Below are 20,306 nucleotides of genomic sequence, written 5' to 3'. Positions count from 1 at the left end.
TTCTTATCTAGCCAACCAGGACATTGGATTCAATGGTGTTGTTCCTTGTAATACAGAAAACTCTACCATCGGAACTCCCGTATCCGAATCTACATCTGCAGTTCCTATAGTTTGTCCAGTGCTGACTTTCTGTCCTTTTGAAACACTTACCCCTGCCAAATTCATATACACTGTAAAGTACTCACCATGTTTAATCATAACAATACGTTGCCCCATCATCGAAACTATACTCAACACTTCTCCATTAAATACCGCTTTTACTGCTGCACCGTTTGATGTTTGTATTTTGACCGTCTCGTGATCCCAATTGACATTTCTACCGACACTTTCCGAACCAAACTCTTGCATGATCTTCGCATTAGAAACAGGCCAAGGCAAACTACCGCGATTGGATCTAAAATCATTTGAAAGCTTAACTGCTTCCGGTGTGCTACGTAAGACTTCAGAATCTGATTTTCGAGCAGTATTACCGCCTTTCGAACTTGTATTGTTCTTACCTTTTGTGGTTGATGCAGACTCATTCGCTTTGCGGTTACGCTCAGCTGCCGCTTCAGCTGCACGACGCGCCGCCTCAGCCCGTCGGCGTTCGGCTTCGATTTCTCTTCTAATGATCTCCTTAATGGCCGCATTAATACGACGTTCCTCTTTTTGCTTTTGCGTAATATCTTTCTTCACACCACGCTCTGTAACAATCAAATCACTTAATTGTCCAGAATAAACGGATCGTTGTTGCGATATCGTTCTTTTCTCATTTTCTTGCTCTTTCATCAAAGCAACCTGTTTATTTCGATCGGCTTGCAATTGAGCGATTTTTTGTTCTATCTGTTTCTTTGTGTTTTCGATGTCAGCAGCTTTCAACTTTCTTGAATCATTGAACTGTTGTAAGTACTTTACTCTTCGAAATCCTTGATTGAAATCCTTAGATGCAAAAATAAACATCAATTTATTATAGGCATTTCGGTTTCTGAACGCAAACATCACCATCTTCTCATAATCACGCTTCATCTTCTCCAGTTCCGCTTTCAACTTATTTACAGCAGCTGTATTGGCATTGATATGTTGATTGATTACTGCTACCTCAGAAGTAATGGTATTTATCTTCTGTTCGCGCAAATTAATCTGCTTACTTAATGCAGTCACTTGTTGTTGTGTCAGTGACTTTTCCTTTGCGATCTCTTTGACCGTATTTTGTAATTCGGCAATTTCACGATTGAGCTTCTCACGTTGTTTTTCAAGTTCAGCGCGAGTCTGTGCCGATGAAATTCCAATCATGAATACGAAAGCAGCTATACCAAGTATCGTCTTTTTAAAGTTCATTTACAGTACTATTTTTTTGTGTTTGCCATCTTTCTACTCTAACAATTTACGTCTTACTTTAGCAAACTATTTGCGAAAGTAATAAATCTAAAGGAAATAGAAGGCTTCTCATCGGATTACTTTATAACGTGACGATACTGAAAACGGCATGTCGACCGGTTCATTAAAAGTCACTTTGTTAAAATTTATCTCTGTTTTTATCTCTTGACGACCATCCGAAATAATCATTTTTAAAAGCATCGGAAATTCCTGTCCGGAAGCCATGGCATATTCGCCGTAATTCGCCTCCAACAACTGTTTCTTTGCAAGTTGTGCTAATCTAAATTGATAAGGCCTATTGTTATTATTTAATTTATATAAAAAATCTAGTTCATTCAGTTTGCCATCTAACTGGACAGACATCGAATCCTGCTTAAAATTAACCTGATCAATATCGGACAATAGATTCACCGAAAGATTTGCAAGCAACAAATCTTGTAGGTTCCCAAAAGTTAAATCCGGGCTGGCAAAACGATATAGATAGTCAAATGGCTTAACCATATATTCGCTCTGAAATTTATTTAAGATTTGTACACTGTCTGGAGTTATCAATACCCGGGCAACCTCTATACCAAGTGTAGCAGAAATGGAAATCCAGATCCTCTTATCTTTCTCTATCCTAATAGTGGAAGTGACGTCATAATTGTCCTTCCCAAGATCGAGACGCATTTTCGCTTTTCCAGAAAAAGTAGAATAATTCAAATTAGTCAAAAAAAGATTACGTAAGCTGTTTTTCTTTGCTTCCCTTGAGTTATCACTTATGGTCAGTTCATTTTGAGCTTTGAGCTCCGCTTCTTTTAGCAGCCTCTTCTTCGAACTACAAGAAGAAAGCAGCAACAGCACAGCGCCAAGACAGACGATTTTATTCCACATAACTTTTAGTCTCAATCTTCTTTTTCAATTTCAGCTTATTTTCATCCGAGTCCACTCCCTTTTCTAAAGCCAGGTTCCACTGTTTAATAGCATCGTTAGTTTTCCCTAACTTAATCAGGATATCACCATAATGTTCCAACAGTACCGATGTTTGTGGATTTGTATTTTTCAATGCTTTTTGAATCCACACCAGCGCATCGTCATACTTTCCGTCAGCAAAAAGCACCCAAGCATAGGTATCTTCAAACGTTCCATTATTGGGCTGCAATTTCGTCGCCATTGCAGCATATTTTGTTGCATCTTCAAGTCGTTCTTTTCTTAACGACAAATAGTATGCTAAATTGTTCATGGCCGTCACATTTGTACTATCCAATCGAATAGCTTCGATGTAAGCCGCATCAGAGGCTTTATACATCTTAAGTGAATTATAAATATCTCCTAATCCGCCATAAATATTTGCTTGTAGAAAAGGCGATTCCTCCTGTGCATTATTAAGTGCGGCTTCCATAAATTTCCGACTATTTTCCATATCCTTTTTCATTAGATAGGCCATACTCGTAAAATAGAGTATTGTAGCATTATTGGATACATAATGTAAGGCTTCGCCGCCATGAGCGATCGCTTGATCAAACTCGCCTTTATCCATATCCAGGCTCATCAACATTCGCCAAGCATCGATTTGATAGGGATTCATACTTACGGCAACTGCTAGGGAACTTTGGGCCGCAGATTTATCATCCTTCAACCAGAGCACCTGCCCTTTCGCCATATGACTTTCTGCAATCCTTGGATGTACTTCAACTAGAATATTGGCCAGTTCCAAAAGTTGCTCTTGCGTATATGGTCCTTTCGGGCTCAATAAGGTCATTATAATTCGATTTTTGTCTGCAAAGTCAACCTTTTTAGACTGAAATCCTTGTTTGAGCGCATCAAAGGATAATTTAAGCTTTTTATCAAATCGATAGAGATCCGCTAAATCAAAATAAAGGAAATCTTCTTTTGTGATCTGAATTCCTTTATTAATATATTCCAGTGCAAGTTTCGAATTTTTGGAAAGATTATAAGCCTGCGCCAATTGGCCATATACCTGAGCCAAAGAGGTCCCCTTGTCTGCCCAGGGCTTCAATAGATCAATAACAGCTTTATAATTACCGGCATCATTTAATAATACACTACCAACCATGTCCAATGTATCGGAAGGCGCTGCAATTTCTTTGGTTTTATAGAAATACTCCAGAGCCACATCTTTATAGCCGCCGTTAAACAGGAGCATAATGCGTTCGCGTTTTAGTGAAGCCGTATTGTTATCATCCTGATCAATTAGCTTATCGAGGTAGATTAATGCACTGTCAGCATCATTTTTACTTTTAAATGCATCAACTGCAAAGCTCAAATATTCAGGCTTAGACTGAATCGCCAGCGCTTCTTTAATGGCTTGGATCGCTCCCTCCTGATTTCGCATCTGTGCAAGAAGTATTGCTTTTGTAAAATAGATATCGTCTGCTTGCGGAAAGTCTGCGATGATTGCGTCAAGAGAATCCATGCCCGGACCGATTTTACCTTGCTTCAATATTTCCTGCACATTTTTAAATCGGGCATCATACGGTTTTATCTTCTTATCTGGCGACTGTGCCTGCAATGAAGTCGCTGCCAAAAGGAATACACCAATAAAACTTAAAAAAAATTGTTTATTTAAAAAATTCAATCTCATCTACTTCCGCTAAATAATTAAAAAATTCTTCCTGCAATATACTAACTAATGTAACAATATTCATTCGAGGAAGTTGTAAAAATATTGAGATCGGTGGCGCTTATTTGAAATTCGGCTCGTTTTCAGTAAAATAAGCAAAATAGATTTTAAAATATAGAATAATAGATGTACCTTTGCAGACCCTTGTGATAAGGGGAAGAAAAATTTTTTAATAAATTATTTAAACAAAAGCAAGTGAATACGTTAAGTTACAAAACTGTCTCTGCCAACAAGAACACCGTTAACAAAGAGTGGATCGTTGTTGACGCTGAAGGAGAGATTTTGGGGCGTTTGGCGAGCAACATCGCGAAAGTAATTCGTGGTAAGCACAAGCCTACATTCACCCCACACGTAGACTGTGGAGATAACGTGATTGTTATCAATGCAGACAAAATCAAATTGACAGGAAACAAATTAGGCGACAAAGTTTACGTTCGCTACACTGGATATCCAGGTGGTCAACGTTTCGTTTCTCCTAAAGAGTTAATGGCTAAATTCCCTGAACGCATCATTGAAAAGGCTGTTCGCGGTATGCTTCCTAAAAACCGTTTAGGTCGTCAATTGTTTAAAAACCTTTACGTTTATGCTGGTACTGAGCACAAACATGAAGCACAAAATCCAAAACCAGTTAAATTTTAAGGAGAATCGACATGTCAACAACTAACACTTCAGGAAGAAGAAAAACTGCTGTTGCCCGCATTTACTTAACTGCTGGTAGCGGAAACATTATCATAAACGGTAAAGACTACAAAGAGTATTTCCCAACATTACCTTTGCAATACATCGCTACTCAATCATTGAACGTAGCTGGTGAATTAGCAAACTTTGATGTAAAAGTAAACGTTAACGGAGGTGGTGTTAAAGGTCAAGCAGAAGCTGTTCGCTTAGCGATCGCAAAAGCTTTGGTTGAACTTAACCCAGAAGTTAAACCTGCATTACGCGCTAAAGGTTTAGTAACACGTGATGACCGTATGGTTGAGCGTAAAAAACCAGGACGTCGTAAAGCTCGTAGAAGATTCCAATTCAGTAAACGTTAATCAAAGGAGGATCAAAAAATGGCAAGAACTACTTATCAAGATTTATTGGATGCAGGTGTGCACTTTGGTCACCTTACACGTAAATGGGATCCGAAAATGGCTAAGTACATTTTCATGGAACGTAACGGTATCCACATCATTGACTTGAACAAAACTCTTACGAAATTAGAAGAAGCTGCTTCAGCTATCAAACAAATCGTAAAATCAGGTCGCAAAGTTTTATTCGTTGCAACGAAAAAACAAGCAAAAGAGATCATCGCACAACAAGCAAAAGAGGTTAACATGCCTTTTGTAACTGAGCGTTGGTTAGGTGGTATGCTTACAAACTTCGCTACAGTTCGTAAGTCTATCAAAAAAATGTCTAACATTGACAAAATGCAAAAAGATGGTACATACGATGTATTGTCTAAAAAAGAGAAGTTGATGATTCAACGTGAGCGTATCAAATTAGAAAACCTTTTAGGAGGTATCGCTGATTTGAACCGTTTGCCAGCTGCTTTATTCATCATCGATGTGAAAAAAGAACACATCGCTGTTTCTGAAGCAATGAAATTGAACATCCCTACTTTTGCAATGGTAGATACAAACTCTGATCCTTCAAATATTGATTTCCCAATCCCAGCAAATGATGACGCTAGCAAATCTATTAGCTTAATCGCCGGTATCATTGGTCAAGCAATCCAAGAAGGTTTGGACGAGCGCAAACGCGACAAAGAAGAAGAAGCTGAAAAAGATGCTGCTGCTGCTAAAGCAAAAGCTGATAATGGTGAAGCTTCAGAAGCTAAACGTCCTCGCAAAGCGAAAGACGGAGAATAATATTTTTATTCCAAACCGGATGGCGTAGCGTTAGTTTCTGGAAAAGTTTACTTTTCTTGAACTAGCCTCTCTGTCCGGTTTTTTGGTTTAACAACACTCGTTTATCAAGGAATGTTAAACTTCATATTAGCTTAACATGTTTTAAGTTAATATTGTACAAATTTCAGTCGTAAATAATAATAAAAAGAAATAAACATGTCAGTACAAATTTCTGCATCAGATGTAAACAAATTGCGTCAACAAACTGGCGCTGGTATGATGGATTGTAAAAAAGCTTTAGTTGAGTCTAATGGTGACTTTGAAGCTGCTGTAGATTACTTGCGTAAAAAAGGCGCTAAAGTAGCTGCTAGCCGTCAAGATCGCGACTCTAACGAAGGTGTTATCATCGCTAAAGCGACTGCTGATGGTAAATCAGGTATCGTAGTTGAAGTTAACTGTGAAACTGACTTCGTAGCTAAAAACGCAGACTTCGTAGCTTTCGCTGAAAAAATTGCAGATCTTGCATTAAACAATAAACCTGCTTCTTTGGAAGAATTAAAAGGTTTGGAACTTGATGGCAAAAACATCGCTGATTCTTTAATCGAGCAAACTGGTGTAATTGGTGAGAAAATTGACGTTTCTAAATACGAAACTATCACTGCTGAAAAAGTTATCGCTTATATCCACGGGAACTACCGTCTAGGTGTATTAGTAGGTCTTTCTGCTGATGCAGCTGGTGCTGAAGAAGCTGGTAAAGATGTAGCAATGCAAATTGCTGCAATGAACCCAATTGCAATTGACAAAGATGGTGTTGATCAAAACACAATCGAGCGTGAAATTGCCATTGCTAAAGAACAAATCATCGCTGAAGGAAAACCAGCTGAAATGGCTGAGAAAATTGCTCAAGGTAAATTGAACAAATTCTTCAAAGATACAACTTTGTTAAATCAAGAATTCGTAAAAGATTCTTCTAAAAACATCGCTCAATTCTTAGACTCAGTTTCTAAAGGATTGACTGTAACTGCTTTCAAACGCGTACAATTAGGTGCATAAGCATACTCCATTCCATTCAGAATGGAAATTTTAAAGCAGGAGCTATTCGATGAATAGCTCCTGCTTTTGTTTATATCTCTACCTCCATTTATTACTGAACTATTTTTATCCGCCCCCCCCTGGCTTTTATTTTATCCCAAATTTGTGTAACTTAAGGATACATAAAACTGGACAGCATATGGGTATGTTAAAGGAAAACGCGTTAAAAGGAAAACGAATTTTGATTACGGGTGGTGGTACAGGTCTAGGGAAAGCCATGACAGATTACTTTCTCGAGCTTGGCGCCTCTTGCCTGATCACAAGCCGCAAAGATGATGTTATACAACATACAGCAAACGAATTATCGGAAAAACATCAGGCAAAATGTCTTGCAGTAGCTGGAGACGTGCGAAATTATGAAGATGTCGAACGCGTCGTTTCCTATGGATATGAACATTTCGGAGGGATAGATATCCTCATAAACAATGCTGCTGGAAATTTTATCTCGCCTACCGAACGTTTAAGCCACCGAGCCTTCGAATCTGTTATTGGTATCGTGCTCCAAGGGAGTATAAACTATACCCTAGCGCTGGGCAAACGATGGATTGAGGCAAATGAACAGAATAAAGCTATACTCAGTATCGTCACAACCTATGCTTGGACCGGATCGGGATATGTTGTTCCTTCTGCAACTGCTAAAGCCGGAGTTCTTGCGCTAACCAGATCTCTAGCTGTAGAATGGGGAAAAAAAGGAATAAGGCTCAACGCTATAGCTCCTGGTCCATTCCAAACTTCGGGCGCCATGGAACGGTTACTCCCAGGCGAATTAGGAGAACTCCTCTCACCTACCAAACGTATCCCCTTGGGCCGCTTGGGCAAACTGGAGGAATTAGCTAACCTCGCGGCCTATCTGGTATCCGATTATGCGAGTTATATCAACGGAGATGTTATCACAATAGATGGCGGAGAGTGGCTCAAGGGAGCAGGTGAGTTCAATGGTTTGGATATTATTCCCGAAGATCAATGGGATTCTATTGAAAAGATGACCAGAAACGCAAAAAGCACCTAATAATGTTTTAAGGACGACAAATGATTTATACTTTATCGTGAATATGCAACTATAATCCGTTCAGATAGAAATCGAAAAAACGAGAGTCTTTAATCCATTTTTCTTAGGTTTGTAGTGGTTATTTTTTAATAGGATCTGTACATATGATGAATTTATCTTTCGAATCTCAAAAAATCAAACACAAACAAAAATTAGAATTAAACAAAACGGCATTTGATTTTGCTTTAGTTTATATCTCCGCAGGCACACTCGTTTCGAAAGGAAATAACTTAAAATTTTCAAAAGAGAATTTACTTTTTTTGAATAAAGATTTCGAAACACTTGAGACCAAAAAGGATACAATCGCATTTGTACTCTATTTCTCAAACTCCTATTTTAAAGACCTGCACCTTATACAACAAAATTTCAGACTTTCTCACAATCCGGTTGATATCTTCAACTCGAAGACTTTATTAAATAAGAGTCTATCGCTTAAAAAGGAAAATAAAAAACTAATCGAGCGGGTAATATCTCTGATTCAACAATATGAGAGTGAAGATACAGCAGAATCAATTTTTATATTCCACCAGACAATGTCTCTCTTTGCTTTAGTCGAAAATATATTGAAGGATCTGGAGCTAGCTATTAACGAGTCATATGAAATGCCCCAAGAGATCGAGCAATATATACAGCAAAATATTTATTTCCCGGATAAATTACAAATCAGGTCAATCGCAGATCAGTTCCAAATTTCAGCAAATTATTTTGGGGCATTTTTTAAAAAAACATATTCAAAAAGCTATAAAGTATATATAGATGATATTCGTATCAAACTAGTTGAAGATAGATTAGCATCCAACAGATACACAATGAAACAAATTGTAGAAGAATTAGGATTTAATGATGAAAGCCACCTGACCAATTTCTATAAGAAGAAAAGAAATATTACACCTAGCTCTTATAAAAAAGCTAAAAATAGTGCTTAATTGTCAAGCTGTATTATACCATTAAGATCATGATTTAAGGAGCGTTGAATGGCCTCATCCAAAATAAGAATCTTTTTTCCTTGAAAGGTAGCTGCATCATCACTTTCAAAATTTGAGGTACTGGAATTTAAAGAATCCAATTTCATCGGGAAATAAATTGGGTTCTCGTCTTCAGCCCGACCAATGGTCAATAAAATATTGTAGCCTTGTAGGCGTAAACTCTGTAAAGTCTGATAATTTAAACGCTTGAAGATCATAATTCCTGTTTTAAAATAGAACAAATATATAATTACATTGTTTTACCGTTTTAACCATTTTTTGTATTTTTTTATCCTTCCAGAGGATATTCGAGCCCTTGATTTCCTAATACTTTTACCATAATCGTTTTGCTGAATAAATCCAAAACTTTTCTTTTCGGAAACTGTTTTACCAATGAATAACAAATGCATGATTATGTCAAAAAAAGAACGTAAAAATGGAAAGGTCGAGGAAGACTATACGGATATGGATCAGGACCTTGCTTTTAATAAGGAGCTTGACAGTTATGAAATGGACGTCGATGACAACGACCCAGACTATGATCACCCAGCTGACTATGATACAATAGCTGAGGGGGCAATTGATGATGATTCAACATACGATGATTCTAATCCATTTGTCGGAGATGAATATGCAACACAAGGTGAGCTCGAAGAAGAAGATCTAGATGAAGCTAACATGCGAATTGAAACTTTTGATCATGAGCGCCTATCCCCTTTAGACAAGAAATTAGCCGAGAACGAAGAAGATCTGAGAGATGACCTCGATGAAGAGGGATATCCTAAAAACGACAGATAGTTATCCAAAAATAATATAATTTTTTTGAGGGACCCCGAAGGTCCCTTCTTTTTTGATTCGAAAGAAATGTTCTTCTCGAGAATACAGTCTATAGACTTTTCAATAGGAACTATAACTCCAAATTTTTACGTAAGTTTACGTTGAAGATTATAATTATATGGAAAGTATATTACCGCTCATCCGGATTGTTGACCTAAAAAAATCATACGGAACAAAGGAGATATTAAAAGGAATCAACCTTGATATATTCCCAGGTCAAGTTATCGGATATATTGGCCCAAATGGTGCCGGCAAATCCACTACTGTTAAAATATTAACAGGGCTAATCGAAGATTTCACAGGCACTGTAGAAATTAATGGTATCAATATTCAAGAAGATCCACTTGCTGTAAAAGCATTATTGGGATATGTTCCCGAGAACGCAGAATTATACGAGGTCCTCACTCCCATGGAATACTTAAATTTTATAGGTAAACTATATGGCATGGAAGATAACACCATTCAGGAACGTTCTTTAAAATTGTTAACAGCTTTTGGTCTTGAATCTAATGTAAATAATAGGATGGATACCTTCTCGAAAGGAATGCGTCAAAAAGTACTTTTAATTTCAGGAATTATTCATAATCCCCAGATTATTGTTTTGGATGAACCATTATCCGGACTCGATGCCAATGCTGTTATCTTTGTTAAAGAACTTATTTCATTACTTGCAAAAGAAGGGAAAACAATTTTCTATTGTTCACATATGATGGACGTTGTTGAAAAAGTATCTGATCGGATTTTACTGATAAATCAGGGCAGCATCATTGCGGATGGAACAATTGAGGAACTAAAAACAGATCCTAACGAATCGTTGGAGCATATATTTGCTAAATTAACCAATACTGGCAACAGTGCATTAGACGCTTCCAATATCATTACTGCCATTCAATAACATGGAAAAATTTATCTTAAAATTTATCCTTCTTTTTCGTGGGGTTTGGAAAGGCTTGGGCATCAATTATGAACAGTTTAAGATCATCTTAGAAACCAAAGTAGTCTTAGAGAACAGAAAGCCGATTAGCTTTAGGAAACGTAGCTCAGGGAAATCCTCTTCTTCGTCATCGATTTTACAATTCTTATTGTATCTCATCTTTGGCCTGATATTCATGGCCATTGTTATTTCAATTCCAGATAGGTACTTAGCCGTTTCGATTATGCTACTCAGTTTCATTAGCATGTTAAGCATTACGTTGGTATCCGATTTTTCACCCATATTATTAGATACCCGGGATCAGTATATCATTATGCCTAGACCAGTTAATGACAAGACTTTAGCTATTTCCCGAATAACTTTTATTGCAATCAAGCTTTTTAATCAAGTAATTGCATTGACCTTACCTGTGCTTATTTATGTATTATTCAATTGGGATATCGTCTCCGTCTTTCTTTTATGCCTGCAGCTTATACTAAGCACTTTAATCGCGCTGATATTTGTTAATGGATTTTATCTGATCAGCATCAAATATCTCCCCATCCAAAAGTTTAAAGATGTAATTACTTATATACAGATCGGTCTCTCACTGGTTCTTTTTCTATCCTATTATGTTGGCCCAAATTTGATCCAATCTATTGTGGAATCCCATTTAACGATGGAACAGCTCAGATTTCTTTGGATATTCCCAAGTACCTGGATTGCATCATTCCAACCATTACTCTTTGGTAACCACAATGTACATTTGGTCATCTTATCAACACTGGGAATACTAACTCCCTTTGCTGGTATCTACGCTTGTACTAAGCTGTTTTCACGTGGATTTAATGCAAAAATAGCTGCACTGGCAAGTGCCGATAACCTTCCTAGTGAAAGTTCACAATTAACCCGAGATAATCCCGCCAAATTACCGCTATATAAAAGGATCTCTTCGAGCGTTTGCTCATCCCCTGTTGAAGAGGCTGGATTTGGCATTGTATGGCTGATAAGTTCTAAAACGAGAGAATTTAAGCAACAGCTATACCCTTCGTTGGCTTATCTACCTATTTATTTTGTCTTTTTATTTCTACGTACAGGAGATGATCTCCCCATAGCTGGCAAAATAGCGAAACTTCGGGATTCAGGCTTGTATATCATTATGTTTTATCTTTCGTTATTGACCATATTAACCGTTTTCCAGCTTATTACCCAAAGTAATAAATATAAAGCGGCCTGGGTCTACCATGTGACTCCGATACAAAAACCAGGACAACTAATGACTGGAGTTCTTAAAGCATGTCTTATTAAATATGTTTTACCGTTCAACATACTGTTTCTTTCTATCTGCGTACCACTATTTGGTCTCAGTTCTATTAATGATCTGCTATTATCTTCCGCAGTCGGCGGTATCGAAAGTATTCTGATTATGCTTTTTATTGTCAAAAACTATCCGTTCTCTAAGGCTAGTCAATCCAATTCAAAAGCAATAACTAATCTACTGATATTAGGTCTATTAGGTATTTTGGGATACTTACATAAAACAATTTTCCACTATGAAACTCTAATTTGGATCTTAGCCGGACTTGCATGGGTCGTGTTCTTTTTTATGCTGAAGTACTTACAGAGAGAAGACTGGAAAGGCTTAGCTTACGACGACAATTGATTAAGCAGATAAAAAAGCTCCATTAATGGAGCTTTTTTATCTAATTCGTGAAAATCTAAGCACAAAATATCTTCGCGCTTTACTTTTATCCGCTTATCTTTTATTTATCCGTCCTTTAAATCGACTAATACCATCCATCAGAACTTCTACGATTATTCTTCCTGAAGGTAAATGGCTCAGATCATAGTTTAAGACAGCTTGTTGAATGGATTTGTATTCATGTTTTTGCCACAAAACGCCATCAACCATAAAAAGCACAGTCATCTCACTTTGTTTATTGGACACTACGCTCAGTTGCGTCTTATCCACAACCGATCTGGGATAAAGTGAGAAGGCATATTGCGTTGAAATCGTGTTCATCTCTAGGCCGAGTTTAGCATTGAAACTAAACATTTCGCCATTTCCACAATCACTTTCAAAAGCATGAATAAGATTTCCTTTCAGATCGAAGATCCGTAAATGACCATCACCATTTTCAGGTTGAGCCCAAAACTGCAGTCCGTTACCTGCGGTATCAACCAAAGCGAGTGAGTGATTTCCCTCAGCAAGATGTAAAGTATCTCTATACATCGTTGCTGCAGCCAGTTGAGAGCCATTTTTACGAAAGACCGTATCCTGCTTTGCATTAATTAAAAATATACGATTATCCGCTGGTTTATTATTGGTCATAAACTCCAAAACAAAATCAGTCGGAAATTTCTGTAGCGCTGTAAAAACGCTTTGCGCCTTATTGTCTGCGGGCCATGCATCCGGCTTTCCATTAGGCTGAAGAAGTGACACCGTAAATACATTCTCCCGATCTTTTTCCTGTATTTCTCCGGGTAGGATAACTTCTGCAACTTGATTAAAAGGAAGATTACCTTTCCAATGGAAAGTTTTGACAGGAAATCCTTTCGTGCCATAAACAATTTCTAGGGATCGAATCGGGTCGGCGCCTAAATTTCTGAAAGAGATCCTAGGACCAGCACTCGCCGGATTTAATCTAGAGAAACGCTGTTCATCACTTGGAACCATTATTGACTCGACTGCAACATCTACTTTTCGTGTGGGGGCTGAATATTGAAACAAGTAAGCGGATATATTTTCGACAGCCTGTACATTATCTGTCGCTGTATAGGGTTCCATCTGTAAGGCAACTTGATGAGTACCGACTTTAGTAAATACATCAATAAAATCAGGCTGCTGTAAATCTCCAGGGCACCAATATGCGCGGTCATGTACCCAGGTACCGCCTTGTGGATAAAGTGGATTACCACCACATTTCTTCCACATATCACGTCTGTCTACAGTCTTTCCATCGAAGGTGAGTTCGCGCCATCGGCTACAGAATTCACTACAGCCACGTGGTTTATCCATACCATGCCCTGTATGCTGAATACGTATTCGGCTCAATGCTGCTCCCGGACTCGAGGTAAATGATATTGGTAGTAAATTTTCTGCTATCTTTTCGTTGACATCCCCATATTTATATGCTTTATTCCATAGCGCTGTTATTCCCAATGGGGTGACGACTGGTGGACCTGATAAAATTTCAAAATCTACAGTAAGTGCCCATCCTACAGTCTTGTCCTCAAAACCAGAATGAGTATAAACAATTTCCACGCTATCCCTTAAGAAAGGAGCAAAATCAGTTACATCGACCTGCCATTTCCAACTCCATCCTTTATTATAGATACTACCATATGGCGTAAGCATTCTTCCTAATTCATAATTTAGCACAGCTCCATTTTTGCCTCCTTTACGACGCAATACGATGTGATCCAAATAATCCCAATGTGCTGTGCGCAAACTATCTGGGCTCCCAAGGGAAACAAACATAGTAACCTTTCTTACAGGATCGTTTTCTTTCGGAAATACCCCCCAAGCTGGATAGGAATTTTCGCCTTTCTGTGCATCACATTGAATGGTTTTCCGTTGATGAGTAACGACATGGCTTATTGTGCCTTCTTGTGCAAAAACATGATAGCAGATAAAAAAGTAGAATAGGGTTAGTATAGGTCTTATATTCATTATTTAAATATTATCCATAAAACAATACAAAGATAGATGTACTCTTGTCGGCGGCGAAAAAAAGGTAATGCGATAAAAAGGAAATACATACAATCATAAAAAAAGCATCAATCTTAACAGACTGATGCTTTTGGTAGCGGGGAGCAGAATCGAACTGCCGACCTTTGGGTTATGAATCCAACGCTCTAACCATCTGAGCTACCCCGCCGTTTCGGTATGCAAATATACCACTTCGTATGTCAATTCAAAAGATTTTTTTATTTTTTTACCAATTCTGACCTAATTAAAACTCGCATTAAACGCAACAAACTCATTTTTAACTCAATAAATTTATCATTGAAAAATAGAAACAGTAGTTGAAAAAATTGATAGTCCTAAAAACAACATGTTTATCAAAAAACAGGGGCAACTTTTTACAAAAAAACTTGCAATAACAAAATAAATATGTATTATTACAAATAATAAGTTGATGCAGTAAAAAGCAATTTTGGAAGAGATTTGTAGCGGGGAGCAGAATCGAACTGCCGACCTTTGGGTTATGAATCCAACGCTCTAACCATCTGAGCTACCCCGCCATTTTGGGAATGCAAATATAGCTTATTTTTGATTTAAACAAACTAAAATTTAAAAAAACATTTTTATGGCAGATAAAATAAAATTCCAACTAGAATATATCATCAACTCTTCACCTAGAATTTTATTTCCGTATTTGCAAGAACCAAACGAATTGGCACAATGGTTTGCAGATGATGTAAACTATAAAGACACCGTTTATACTTTCATTTGGGATGATGAACCTCACCGAGCAAAAATTGTAGCATCGAGAGAAAATAAATCTGTACGCTTTAAATGGCTCGATGATGATCCCTATTATTTCGATCTGGAGATCGATCAAGACGAGCTAACAAATGATGTTGCTCTTAAAATAACAGATTACGCTAAAGAAGAAGACCTTGAAAATAGAAAGCTAATTTGGAAAAATTCAATAGTCTATCTTCAAAGTGTTATAGGTGCATAAAAAAGCCTATCTTTGCAATATATTTCCACTAAGAGCTCCAGCTGGAACTCTTAGTTGGGAGATGCCTTAATGTAAAGGCATCAATTTGCTTTGCGTCACGGATGAAAAAGGTTCATTTACTTATTCTTCAAGCTTTCATAAAACCATTTATTGTCACATTCTTTATTGTGATGTTTGTCTTATTGATGCTTTTCCTATTCAAGTACATTGATGATTTGATTGGAAAAGGATTCGAATGGTATACGATCATGGAGCTAATTGGATATCAATGCGTTGTTCAAATCCAAATGGCAATGCCTTTATCCATGCTCCTTTCCTCCATTATGACTTTCGGAAATCTGGGTGAAAGCTATGAATTAGTTGCAATCAAAGCTGCAGGCGTATCTTTACGTAAAGCGATGACCCCACTATTTATACTCGTTGCAATTTTCGCAACAAGTTCTTTTCTGTTCTCCGACTATATACTCCCGGTAGTGAACCTAAAAATGGGTACGCTACTTACTGATGTGCGTAATAAAAAAGCAGATTTCCTCATCAAACCCGGAATCTTCAACAACACCATTCCAGGTTACTCAATCCGTGCTAGGGGGAAAAACAAAGCAGGAACAATTCTCTATGACTTGATGATCTATGATCATCGTGGCGGTAATACAGCCAATAATGTACTTATGGCGAAAGAAGGGTATATCTATAACTCTCCTGACAACAATTATATGATCCTAAAACTTAAGGATGGTATCCGCTATGAGGAAGCACGGACTAAAAATTCCAAAACCTACGATCCACGTCAGCAATTTACGCGATTTAAGTTCAAGGAAACAGAGCAAAAGTTTGATATGGGAAGTTTTCAACAAGGTAAAACGGATGAAAATCTCTTCAAGAGCCACCATGCGATGTTAAACCTGAAACAGTTAGACATGTACATTGATTCCAACCATATTAAGATAGACAGTATGGGAAAAGCCATCGTACGTACATTAGACACCCGATATAATATCTATTCGAAATATTTTAGTGCGAATCAACCTGGACAGCCAAAGGTCAAAGAAGCTAAGATCAAACCTTTTAAAAATTTGCTTAGCGATCTGGTTCCCCAAGAACAACGGGCACAGATCACCATGAATGCGTTAAACCAGTTGAATTATTTAAAGGAAGATCTAAATGGACGTACACTAGAGTTTAAAGATTACAAGTCGAAAGATATACGCTATCGGATTGAATGGCATCGCAAGTTTACCCTAGCTGTCTCCTGTCTTTTATTATTTGCAATCGGAGCTCCACTAGGAGCCATTATCAGAAAAGGTGGACTCGGTCTTCCGGTCGTGATGGCCATCATTTTCTTTCTAATCTATCACATTATCTCTACAGTAGCAGAAAAAACAGCGAAAGATGGTGCGATCTCATCGGCTGTTGGTATGTGGATGGCCATTATTGTCTTAACACCATTAGCTGCTTTTCTAACATACAAGTCGACGACTGATTCTGCCTTATTTGATATTGATCAATATAAATTAAAAGTAGAAGCCGCTTGGAAATGGATTAAGGAAAAGCTTGCAAAAAAGAATAAATTAAAAGAATCACATTAGATTGTGACAACGCTATTATAAATAAATTTAGATTCTACACTAACTTTGTACCAATTACAATATATCAATAAATGGATTTCAAATTAAACACGATCGAAGAAGCGATCGCTGATATACAAGCAGGAAAAGTAGTAATCGTCGTGGATGACGAAGATCGCGAAAATGAAGGAGACTTTGTCACTGCGGCCCGCAATGCAACTCCCGAAATCATCAACTTTATGGCGACTCACGGTCGTGGACTAGTATGTGCCCCAATTACAAAAGAAAGAGCAGATGCATTACACCTCGACTTAATGGTGGGACAGAATACAGCGGTATATGAAACAAACTTTACAGTTTCCATTGACTTACAGGGATATGGTTGTACAACCGGTATTTCTGCGTCGGACCGTTCGAAAACAATTAAAGCAATGATCGATCCTAATATTCATTATGAAGAATTAGGTAGACCAGGACATATTTTCCCACTCATAGCGAAAGATGGTGGTGTATTACGTCGTACAGGACACACTGAAGCTACAGTTGACCTCGCTCGATTAGCAGGATTTGAGCCAGCGGGTGTATTGGTTGAGATTCTAAAAGAAGATGGTGAAATGGCCAGACTTCCGGAACTCATGGAAGTTGCTAAAAAATTTGACTTAAAGATCGTTAGTATTGAAGATCTAATTGAATACCGTCTTAAGCACGACTCTTTAATCAATGAAGAAGTCACGGTTAATATGCCAACGCAATATGGTGATTTTAAAATGAAAGCCTTTACACAAAAGGACACTGGCGAACAACATTTAGCGCTTTATAAAGGCGAGTGGAATGAAGATGAACCTATTTTAGTACGGGTGCACAGCTCTTGTGTTACGGGTGATATTTTTGGTTCTTGCCGTTGTGACTGTGGTCCTCAATTGCACAAAGCTATGGAAATGATCCAGCAAGAGGGTAAAGGTGTTATTGTCTATATGAATCAAGAAGGTCGCGGTATTGGACTGATCAATAAGCTACATGCTTACAAATTACAAGAAAATGGTTTGGATACGGTAGACGCCAATGTGCAGTTAGGGTTCAAGGCAGATTTAAGAGACTACGGTGTAGGAGCCCAGATTCTTAGAAATCTTGGTGTCACAAAAATGCGTCTTATGTCAAATAATCCGACAAAACGTGCTGGCCTAGTAGGTTATGGTCTCGAAATCGTAGAAAATGTACCTATTGAAATAACGGCAAATCCCTTTAATGAAGAGTACTTAAAAACTAAAAGGGATCGTATGGGACATACAATCATGAAAAATCTATAAAATACAAGATAAAAAAAGAAGCGGTGTTTTTGGATAAAAGACACCGCTTCTTTTTTATTATAACGGACTAATTTTTGGTCCTAAGGAAACATCCCTATTTATGATCTTGGAATGGCAGTACTTTCAATAAATAAAAGTAACTTTATTAAATGGATCAACAAGGGAAACATATCATCTTCTTCGATGGTGATTGCTTGATTTGTAATCGCTTTGTTCAGATACTATTAAGAATAGATCGCAAAAACAAATTCCTATTCAGCTCGCTACAGTCTGAATTCGCACAAAACGCACTAAAAAATATTCCGAAAAACATTGACTCCATAGTCTATTTATCTCAGACAGGAAGTTACATCAAAAGTGAGGCTATCCTAAGAATCTGTAAAAAGCTCGGATTTCCCTACATTACATGTTATTTACTGAAGATTTTGCCACTTTCGTCGAGAGATGCGCTTTATGATTATTTTGCTAAAAACCGCTATCGATGGTTTGGAAAAAATGAGTTTTGTACGATACCTTCAAAATCTGAGCGAGAAAGATTCATTTGAACAAACAGCAATCATATTGAAGTGAAGTTCAGCTCAGAAATCTTCTAATTATACTTGTGACAATTAAATTTACATCGATGAAAAATACACTTTTAATTGACAGTGCCTATATCAATGGGAAATTTATCAAGTCAAAACACACCTTTGATGTGGTAAACCCTGCAACAGGAAAAGTTATTGCTTCGTTGCCAGATCTAAAAGTAGTTGACTGTACCAAAGCCATAATTGATGCTGACAAGGCATGGAAAAGCTGGAAAAACACAACTGTACTGGAACGTTGCAACATCGTCCGCAAGTGGTACGATCTTATTCAATACTATAAAGACGATCTTGCGGAAATCATGACCCTGGAAAGCGGTAAACCGCTAAGCGAATCGAGGGTAGAGGTTGACTACGGTAGTTCTTTCGTAGAATGGTTTTCAGAAGAAGGAAAAAGGGCCTATGGTGAAACAATACCCGCCCATAAAAAAGGAAGTAGAATGATAACGATTAGGCAAGGTGTAGGTGTCGTAGCCGCAATTACGCCCTGGAATTTTCCTTTAGCGATGATCACCCGAAAAGTGGCTCCCGCTTTAGTCGCTGGCTGTACTGTGATACTTAAACCAGCCTCACAAACACCATTATCGGCTATTGCATTAGTTAAACTCGCTGAAGACGCAGGTGTCCCGAAGGGTGTTTTCAATGTCATCACAGGAAAAGATAGTGCCGGTATCGGCAAAGAACTAGCTACGAACGACCTGATAAGAAAACTATCCTTCACAGGCTCTACCGAAGTCGGAAAAACACTCATAGAACAATCAGCCTCTAACATTAAAAAAGTATCTATGGAGCTCGGTGGGAATGCTCCCTTTCTGGTTTTTAACGATGCGGATATTGATGCTGCTGTCGAAGGAGCGCTTGCCGGAAAATTTAGAAACTCAGGGCAAACTTGCGTTTCCATCAATAGGTTTCTAATACAAGAAGATGTCTATGATGAGTTTTCATTGAAACTTAGCCATGCTGTCAGTAAATTGAAAGTTGGTAATGGACTTGACAAAGGCATCCAAGTAGGCCCCTTAATCAATGCAAAAGGGCTAGAAAAAGTACAGCATCATGTACAAGACGCATTAAATCATGGTGCCGAATTGGCTACTGGAGGAAAGGTCATCAAAGATCTATTTTTCCAGCCAACTGTGCTGACCAACGTTCCGAAAGAAGCGCTTATATTCCGCGAGGAGACTTTTGGTCCGATTTGCGCCCTTTTCAGTTTCAAAACAGAAGAAGAGGGAATAGCAATGGCCAATACGACTGAATTTGGACTAGCCTCCTATTTTTATAGTACAAATATAAATCGCTGTTTTCGTGTCGCTGAACAGCTAGAAGCTGGCATGGTAGGTGTCAATACAGGCCTTATTTCAAATGCAGCAGCTCCTTTTGGTGGAGTAAAACAATCTGGTGTAGGTCGTGAAGGATCTAAACACGGTTTGGATGAATATATGGAATTAAAATATATCTGCTTTGGCGGTGAATAAAAAAAGGAGCATTTTGCTCCT

At 37.9% G+C, this 20,306-nt stretch carries 19 protein-coding genes and 2 tRNA genes; 14 read left to right on the top strand and 7 right to left on the bottom strand.

The genetic code is table 11. The features are described 5' to 3' along the window. Positions 1-3: 3 nt before the first annotated feature. The 3 genes from OK025_RS11635 to OK025_RS11625 all read right to left on the bottom strand — a co-directional run bounded on the left by OK025_RS11635 (position 4) and on the right by OK025_RS11625 (position 3,940). On the bottom strand, positions 4-1,317 hold the full coding sequence (locus tag OK025_RS11635) for a murein hydrolase activator EnvC family protein (RefSeq protein WP_317669577.1): 1,314 nt from the start codon (positions 1,315-1,317) through the stop codon (positions 4-6). A gap of 108 nt (positions 1,318-1,425) precedes the next feature. Further along, positions 1,426-2,229 (bottom strand): DUF4292 domain-containing protein, encoded by an 804-nt coding sequence (locus OK025_RS11630; protein ID WP_317669576.1) that lies wholly within the window; start codon positions 2,227-2,229, stop codon positions 1,426-1,428. Next, positions 2,219-3,940, bottom strand: coding sequence for a tetratricopeptide repeat protein (locus tag OK025_RS11625; protein ID WP_317669575.1), 1,722 nt, complete (start codon positions 3,938-3,940; stop codon positions 2,219-2,221). Before OK025_RS11625 ends, OK025_RS11630 begins: the two co-directional genes overlap by 11 nt. A gap of 234 nt (positions 3,941-4,174) precedes the next feature. Between OK025_RS11625 and rplM the strand changes: the two genes are divergently transcribed. The 6 genes from rplM (at position 4,175) to OK025_RS11595 (ending at position 8,877) form a co-directional block, all read left to right on the top strand. Continuing rightward, the gene (rplM, locus tag OK025_RS11620; RefSeq protein WP_046671993.1) at positions 4,175-4,618 is read left to right on the top strand and encodes a 50S ribosomal protein L13; all 444 of its coding nucleotides are present in this window, start codon (positions 4,175-4,177) and stop codon (positions 4,616-4,618) included. 11 nt (positions 4,619-4,629) lie between these two features. After that, a complete protein-coding gene (gene rpsI, locus OK025_RS11615) occupies positions 4,630-5,016 on the top strand; it encodes a 30S ribosomal protein S9 (protein ID WP_070563091.1) in 387 nt (128 codons plus the stop codon). Positions 5,017-5,034: 18 nt separating this feature from the next. Next, entirely contained in the window at positions 5,035-5,832 is a 798-nt protein-coding gene (gene rpsB / locus OK025_RS11610) for a 30S ribosomal protein S2 (protein WP_075994149.1), read from the top strand. A 195-nt stretch (positions 5,833-6,027) separates the two neighbouring features. Next, the gene (tsf, locus tag OK025_RS11605; RefSeq protein ID WP_075994150.1) at positions 6,028-6,864 is read left to right on the top strand and encodes a translation elongation factor Ts; all 837 of its coding nucleotides are present in this window, start codon (positions 6,028-6,030) and stop codon (positions 6,862-6,864) included. 184 nt (positions 6,865-7,048) lie between these two features. Then, the gene (locus tag OK025_RS11600; RefSeq protein WP_317669771.1) at positions 7,049-7,912 is read left to right on the top strand and encodes an SDR family oxidoreductase; all 864 of its coding nucleotides are present in this window, start codon (positions 7,049-7,051) and stop codon (positions 7,910-7,912) included. Positions 7,913-8,055: 143 nt separating this feature from the next. Beyond that, on the top strand, positions 8,056-8,877 hold the full coding sequence (locus OK025_RS11595; RefSeq protein ID WP_317669574.1) for an AraC family transcriptional regulator: 822 nt from the start codon (positions 8,056-8,058) through the stop codon (positions 8,875-8,877). On the opposite strand, the gene OK025_RS11590 is transcribed toward OK025_RS11595, so the two are convergent. After that, entirely contained in the window at positions 8,874-9,134 is a 261-nt protein-coding gene (locus OK025_RS11590) for a hypothetical protein (RefSeq protein WP_201667237.1), read from the bottom strand. The genes OK025_RS11595 and OK025_RS11590 overlap by 4 nt on opposite strands. Before the next feature lie 196 nt (positions 9,135-9,330). Here OK025_RS11590 and OK025_RS11585 point away from each other — a divergent pair, with 196 nt between their 5' ends. The 3 genes from OK025_RS11585 (at position 9,331) to OK025_RS11575 (ending at position 12,329) form a co-directional block, all read left to right on the top strand. Continuing rightward, positions 9,331-9,714 carry a hypothetical protein gene (locus OK025_RS11585; RefSeq protein ID WP_317669573.1) on the top strand — a complete coding sequence of 128 codons (384 nt, stop codon included), beginning with the start codon at positions 9,331-9,333 and terminating at the stop codon, positions 9,712-9,714. A 157-nt stretch (positions 9,715-9,871) separates the two neighbouring features. After that, on the top strand, positions 9,872-10,648 hold the full coding sequence (locus OK025_RS11580) for an ABC transporter ATP-binding protein (protein ID WP_317669572.1): 777 nt from the start codon (positions 9,872-9,874) through the stop codon (positions 10,646-10,648). A gap of 1 nt (position 10,649) precedes the next feature. Beyond that, positions 10,650-12,329, top strand: coding sequence for a hypothetical protein (locus tag OK025_RS11575; RefSeq protein WP_317669571.1), 1,680 nt, complete (start codon positions 10,650-10,652; stop codon positions 12,327-12,329). Positions 12,330-12,422: 93 nt separating this feature from the next. Here OK025_RS11575 and OK025_RS11570 read toward each other — a convergent pair whose 3' ends face one another. The 3 genes from OK025_RS11570 to OK025_RS11560 form a co-directional block, all read right to left on the bottom strand. Next, the gene (locus OK025_RS11570) at positions 12,423-14,339 is read right to left on the bottom strand and encodes a peptide-N-glycosidase F-related protein (RefSeq protein WP_317669570.1); all 1,917 of its coding nucleotides are present in this window, start codon (positions 14,337-14,339) and stop codon (positions 12,423-12,425) included. A gap of 131 nt (positions 14,340-14,470) precedes the next feature. After that, positions 14,471-14,547 (bottom strand) — tRNA-Met (locus tag OK025_RS11565). Positions 14,548-14,840: 293 nt separating this feature from the next. Next, a tRNA-Met gene (locus OK025_RS11560) sits at positions 14,841-14,914 on the bottom strand. Between the two features lie 65 nt (positions 14,915-14,979). On the opposite strand from OK025_RS11560, the gene OK025_RS11555 reads away from it, so the two are divergent. The 5 genes from OK025_RS11555 to OK025_RS11540 all read left to right on the top strand — a co-directional run bounded on the left by OK025_RS11555 (position 14,980) and on the right by OK025_RS11540 (position 20,285). Further along, the gene (locus OK025_RS11555; RefSeq protein ID WP_046671984.1) at positions 14,980-15,357 is read left to right on the top strand and encodes an START-like domain-containing protein; all 378 of its coding nucleotides are present in this window, start codon (positions 14,980-14,982) and stop codon (positions 15,355-15,357) included. A 101-nt stretch (positions 15,358-15,458) separates the two neighbouring features. Continuing rightward, the gene (locus OK025_RS11550) at positions 15,459-16,943 is read left to right on the top strand and encodes an LptF/LptG family permease (RefSeq protein WP_317669569.1); all 1,485 of its coding nucleotides are present in this window, start codon (positions 15,459-15,461) and stop codon (positions 16,941-16,943) included. 71 nt (positions 16,944-17,014) lie between these two features. Beyond that, complete coding sequence (locus OK025_RS11545) at positions 17,015-18,229, top strand: bifunctional 3,4-dihydroxy-2-butanone-4-phosphate synthase/GTP cyclohydrolase II (protein WP_317669568.1); 1,215 nt, start codon at positions 17,015-17,017, stop codon at positions 18,227-18,229. Between the two features lie 149 nt (positions 18,230-18,378). Then, positions 18,379-18,774, top strand: a complete 396-nt coding sequence (locus OK025_RS26775; protein ID WP_411567695.1) for a thiol-disulfide oxidoreductase DCC family protein — start codon at positions 18,379-18,381, stop codon at positions 18,772-18,774. Between the two features lie 77 nt (positions 18,775-18,851). Next, positions 18,852-20,285 carry an NAD-dependent succinate-semialdehyde dehydrogenase gene (locus OK025_RS11540; RefSeq protein WP_317669567.1) on the top strand — a complete coding sequence of 478 codons (1,434 nt, stop codon included), beginning with the start codon at positions 18,852-18,854 and terminating at the stop codon, positions 20,283-20,285. The last annotated feature ends 21 nt before the right edge of the window (positions 20,286-20,306 follow it).

The organism is Sphingobacterium sp. UGAL515B_05 (genome assembly GCF_033097525.1).
GTDB lineage: Bacteria > Bacteroidota > Bacteroidia > Sphingobacteriales > Sphingobacteriaceae > Sphingobacterium.
The sequence above is the reverse complement of the archived record's forward strand: the minus strand, read 5'-3'. Positions and strand labels throughout refer to the sequence as shown.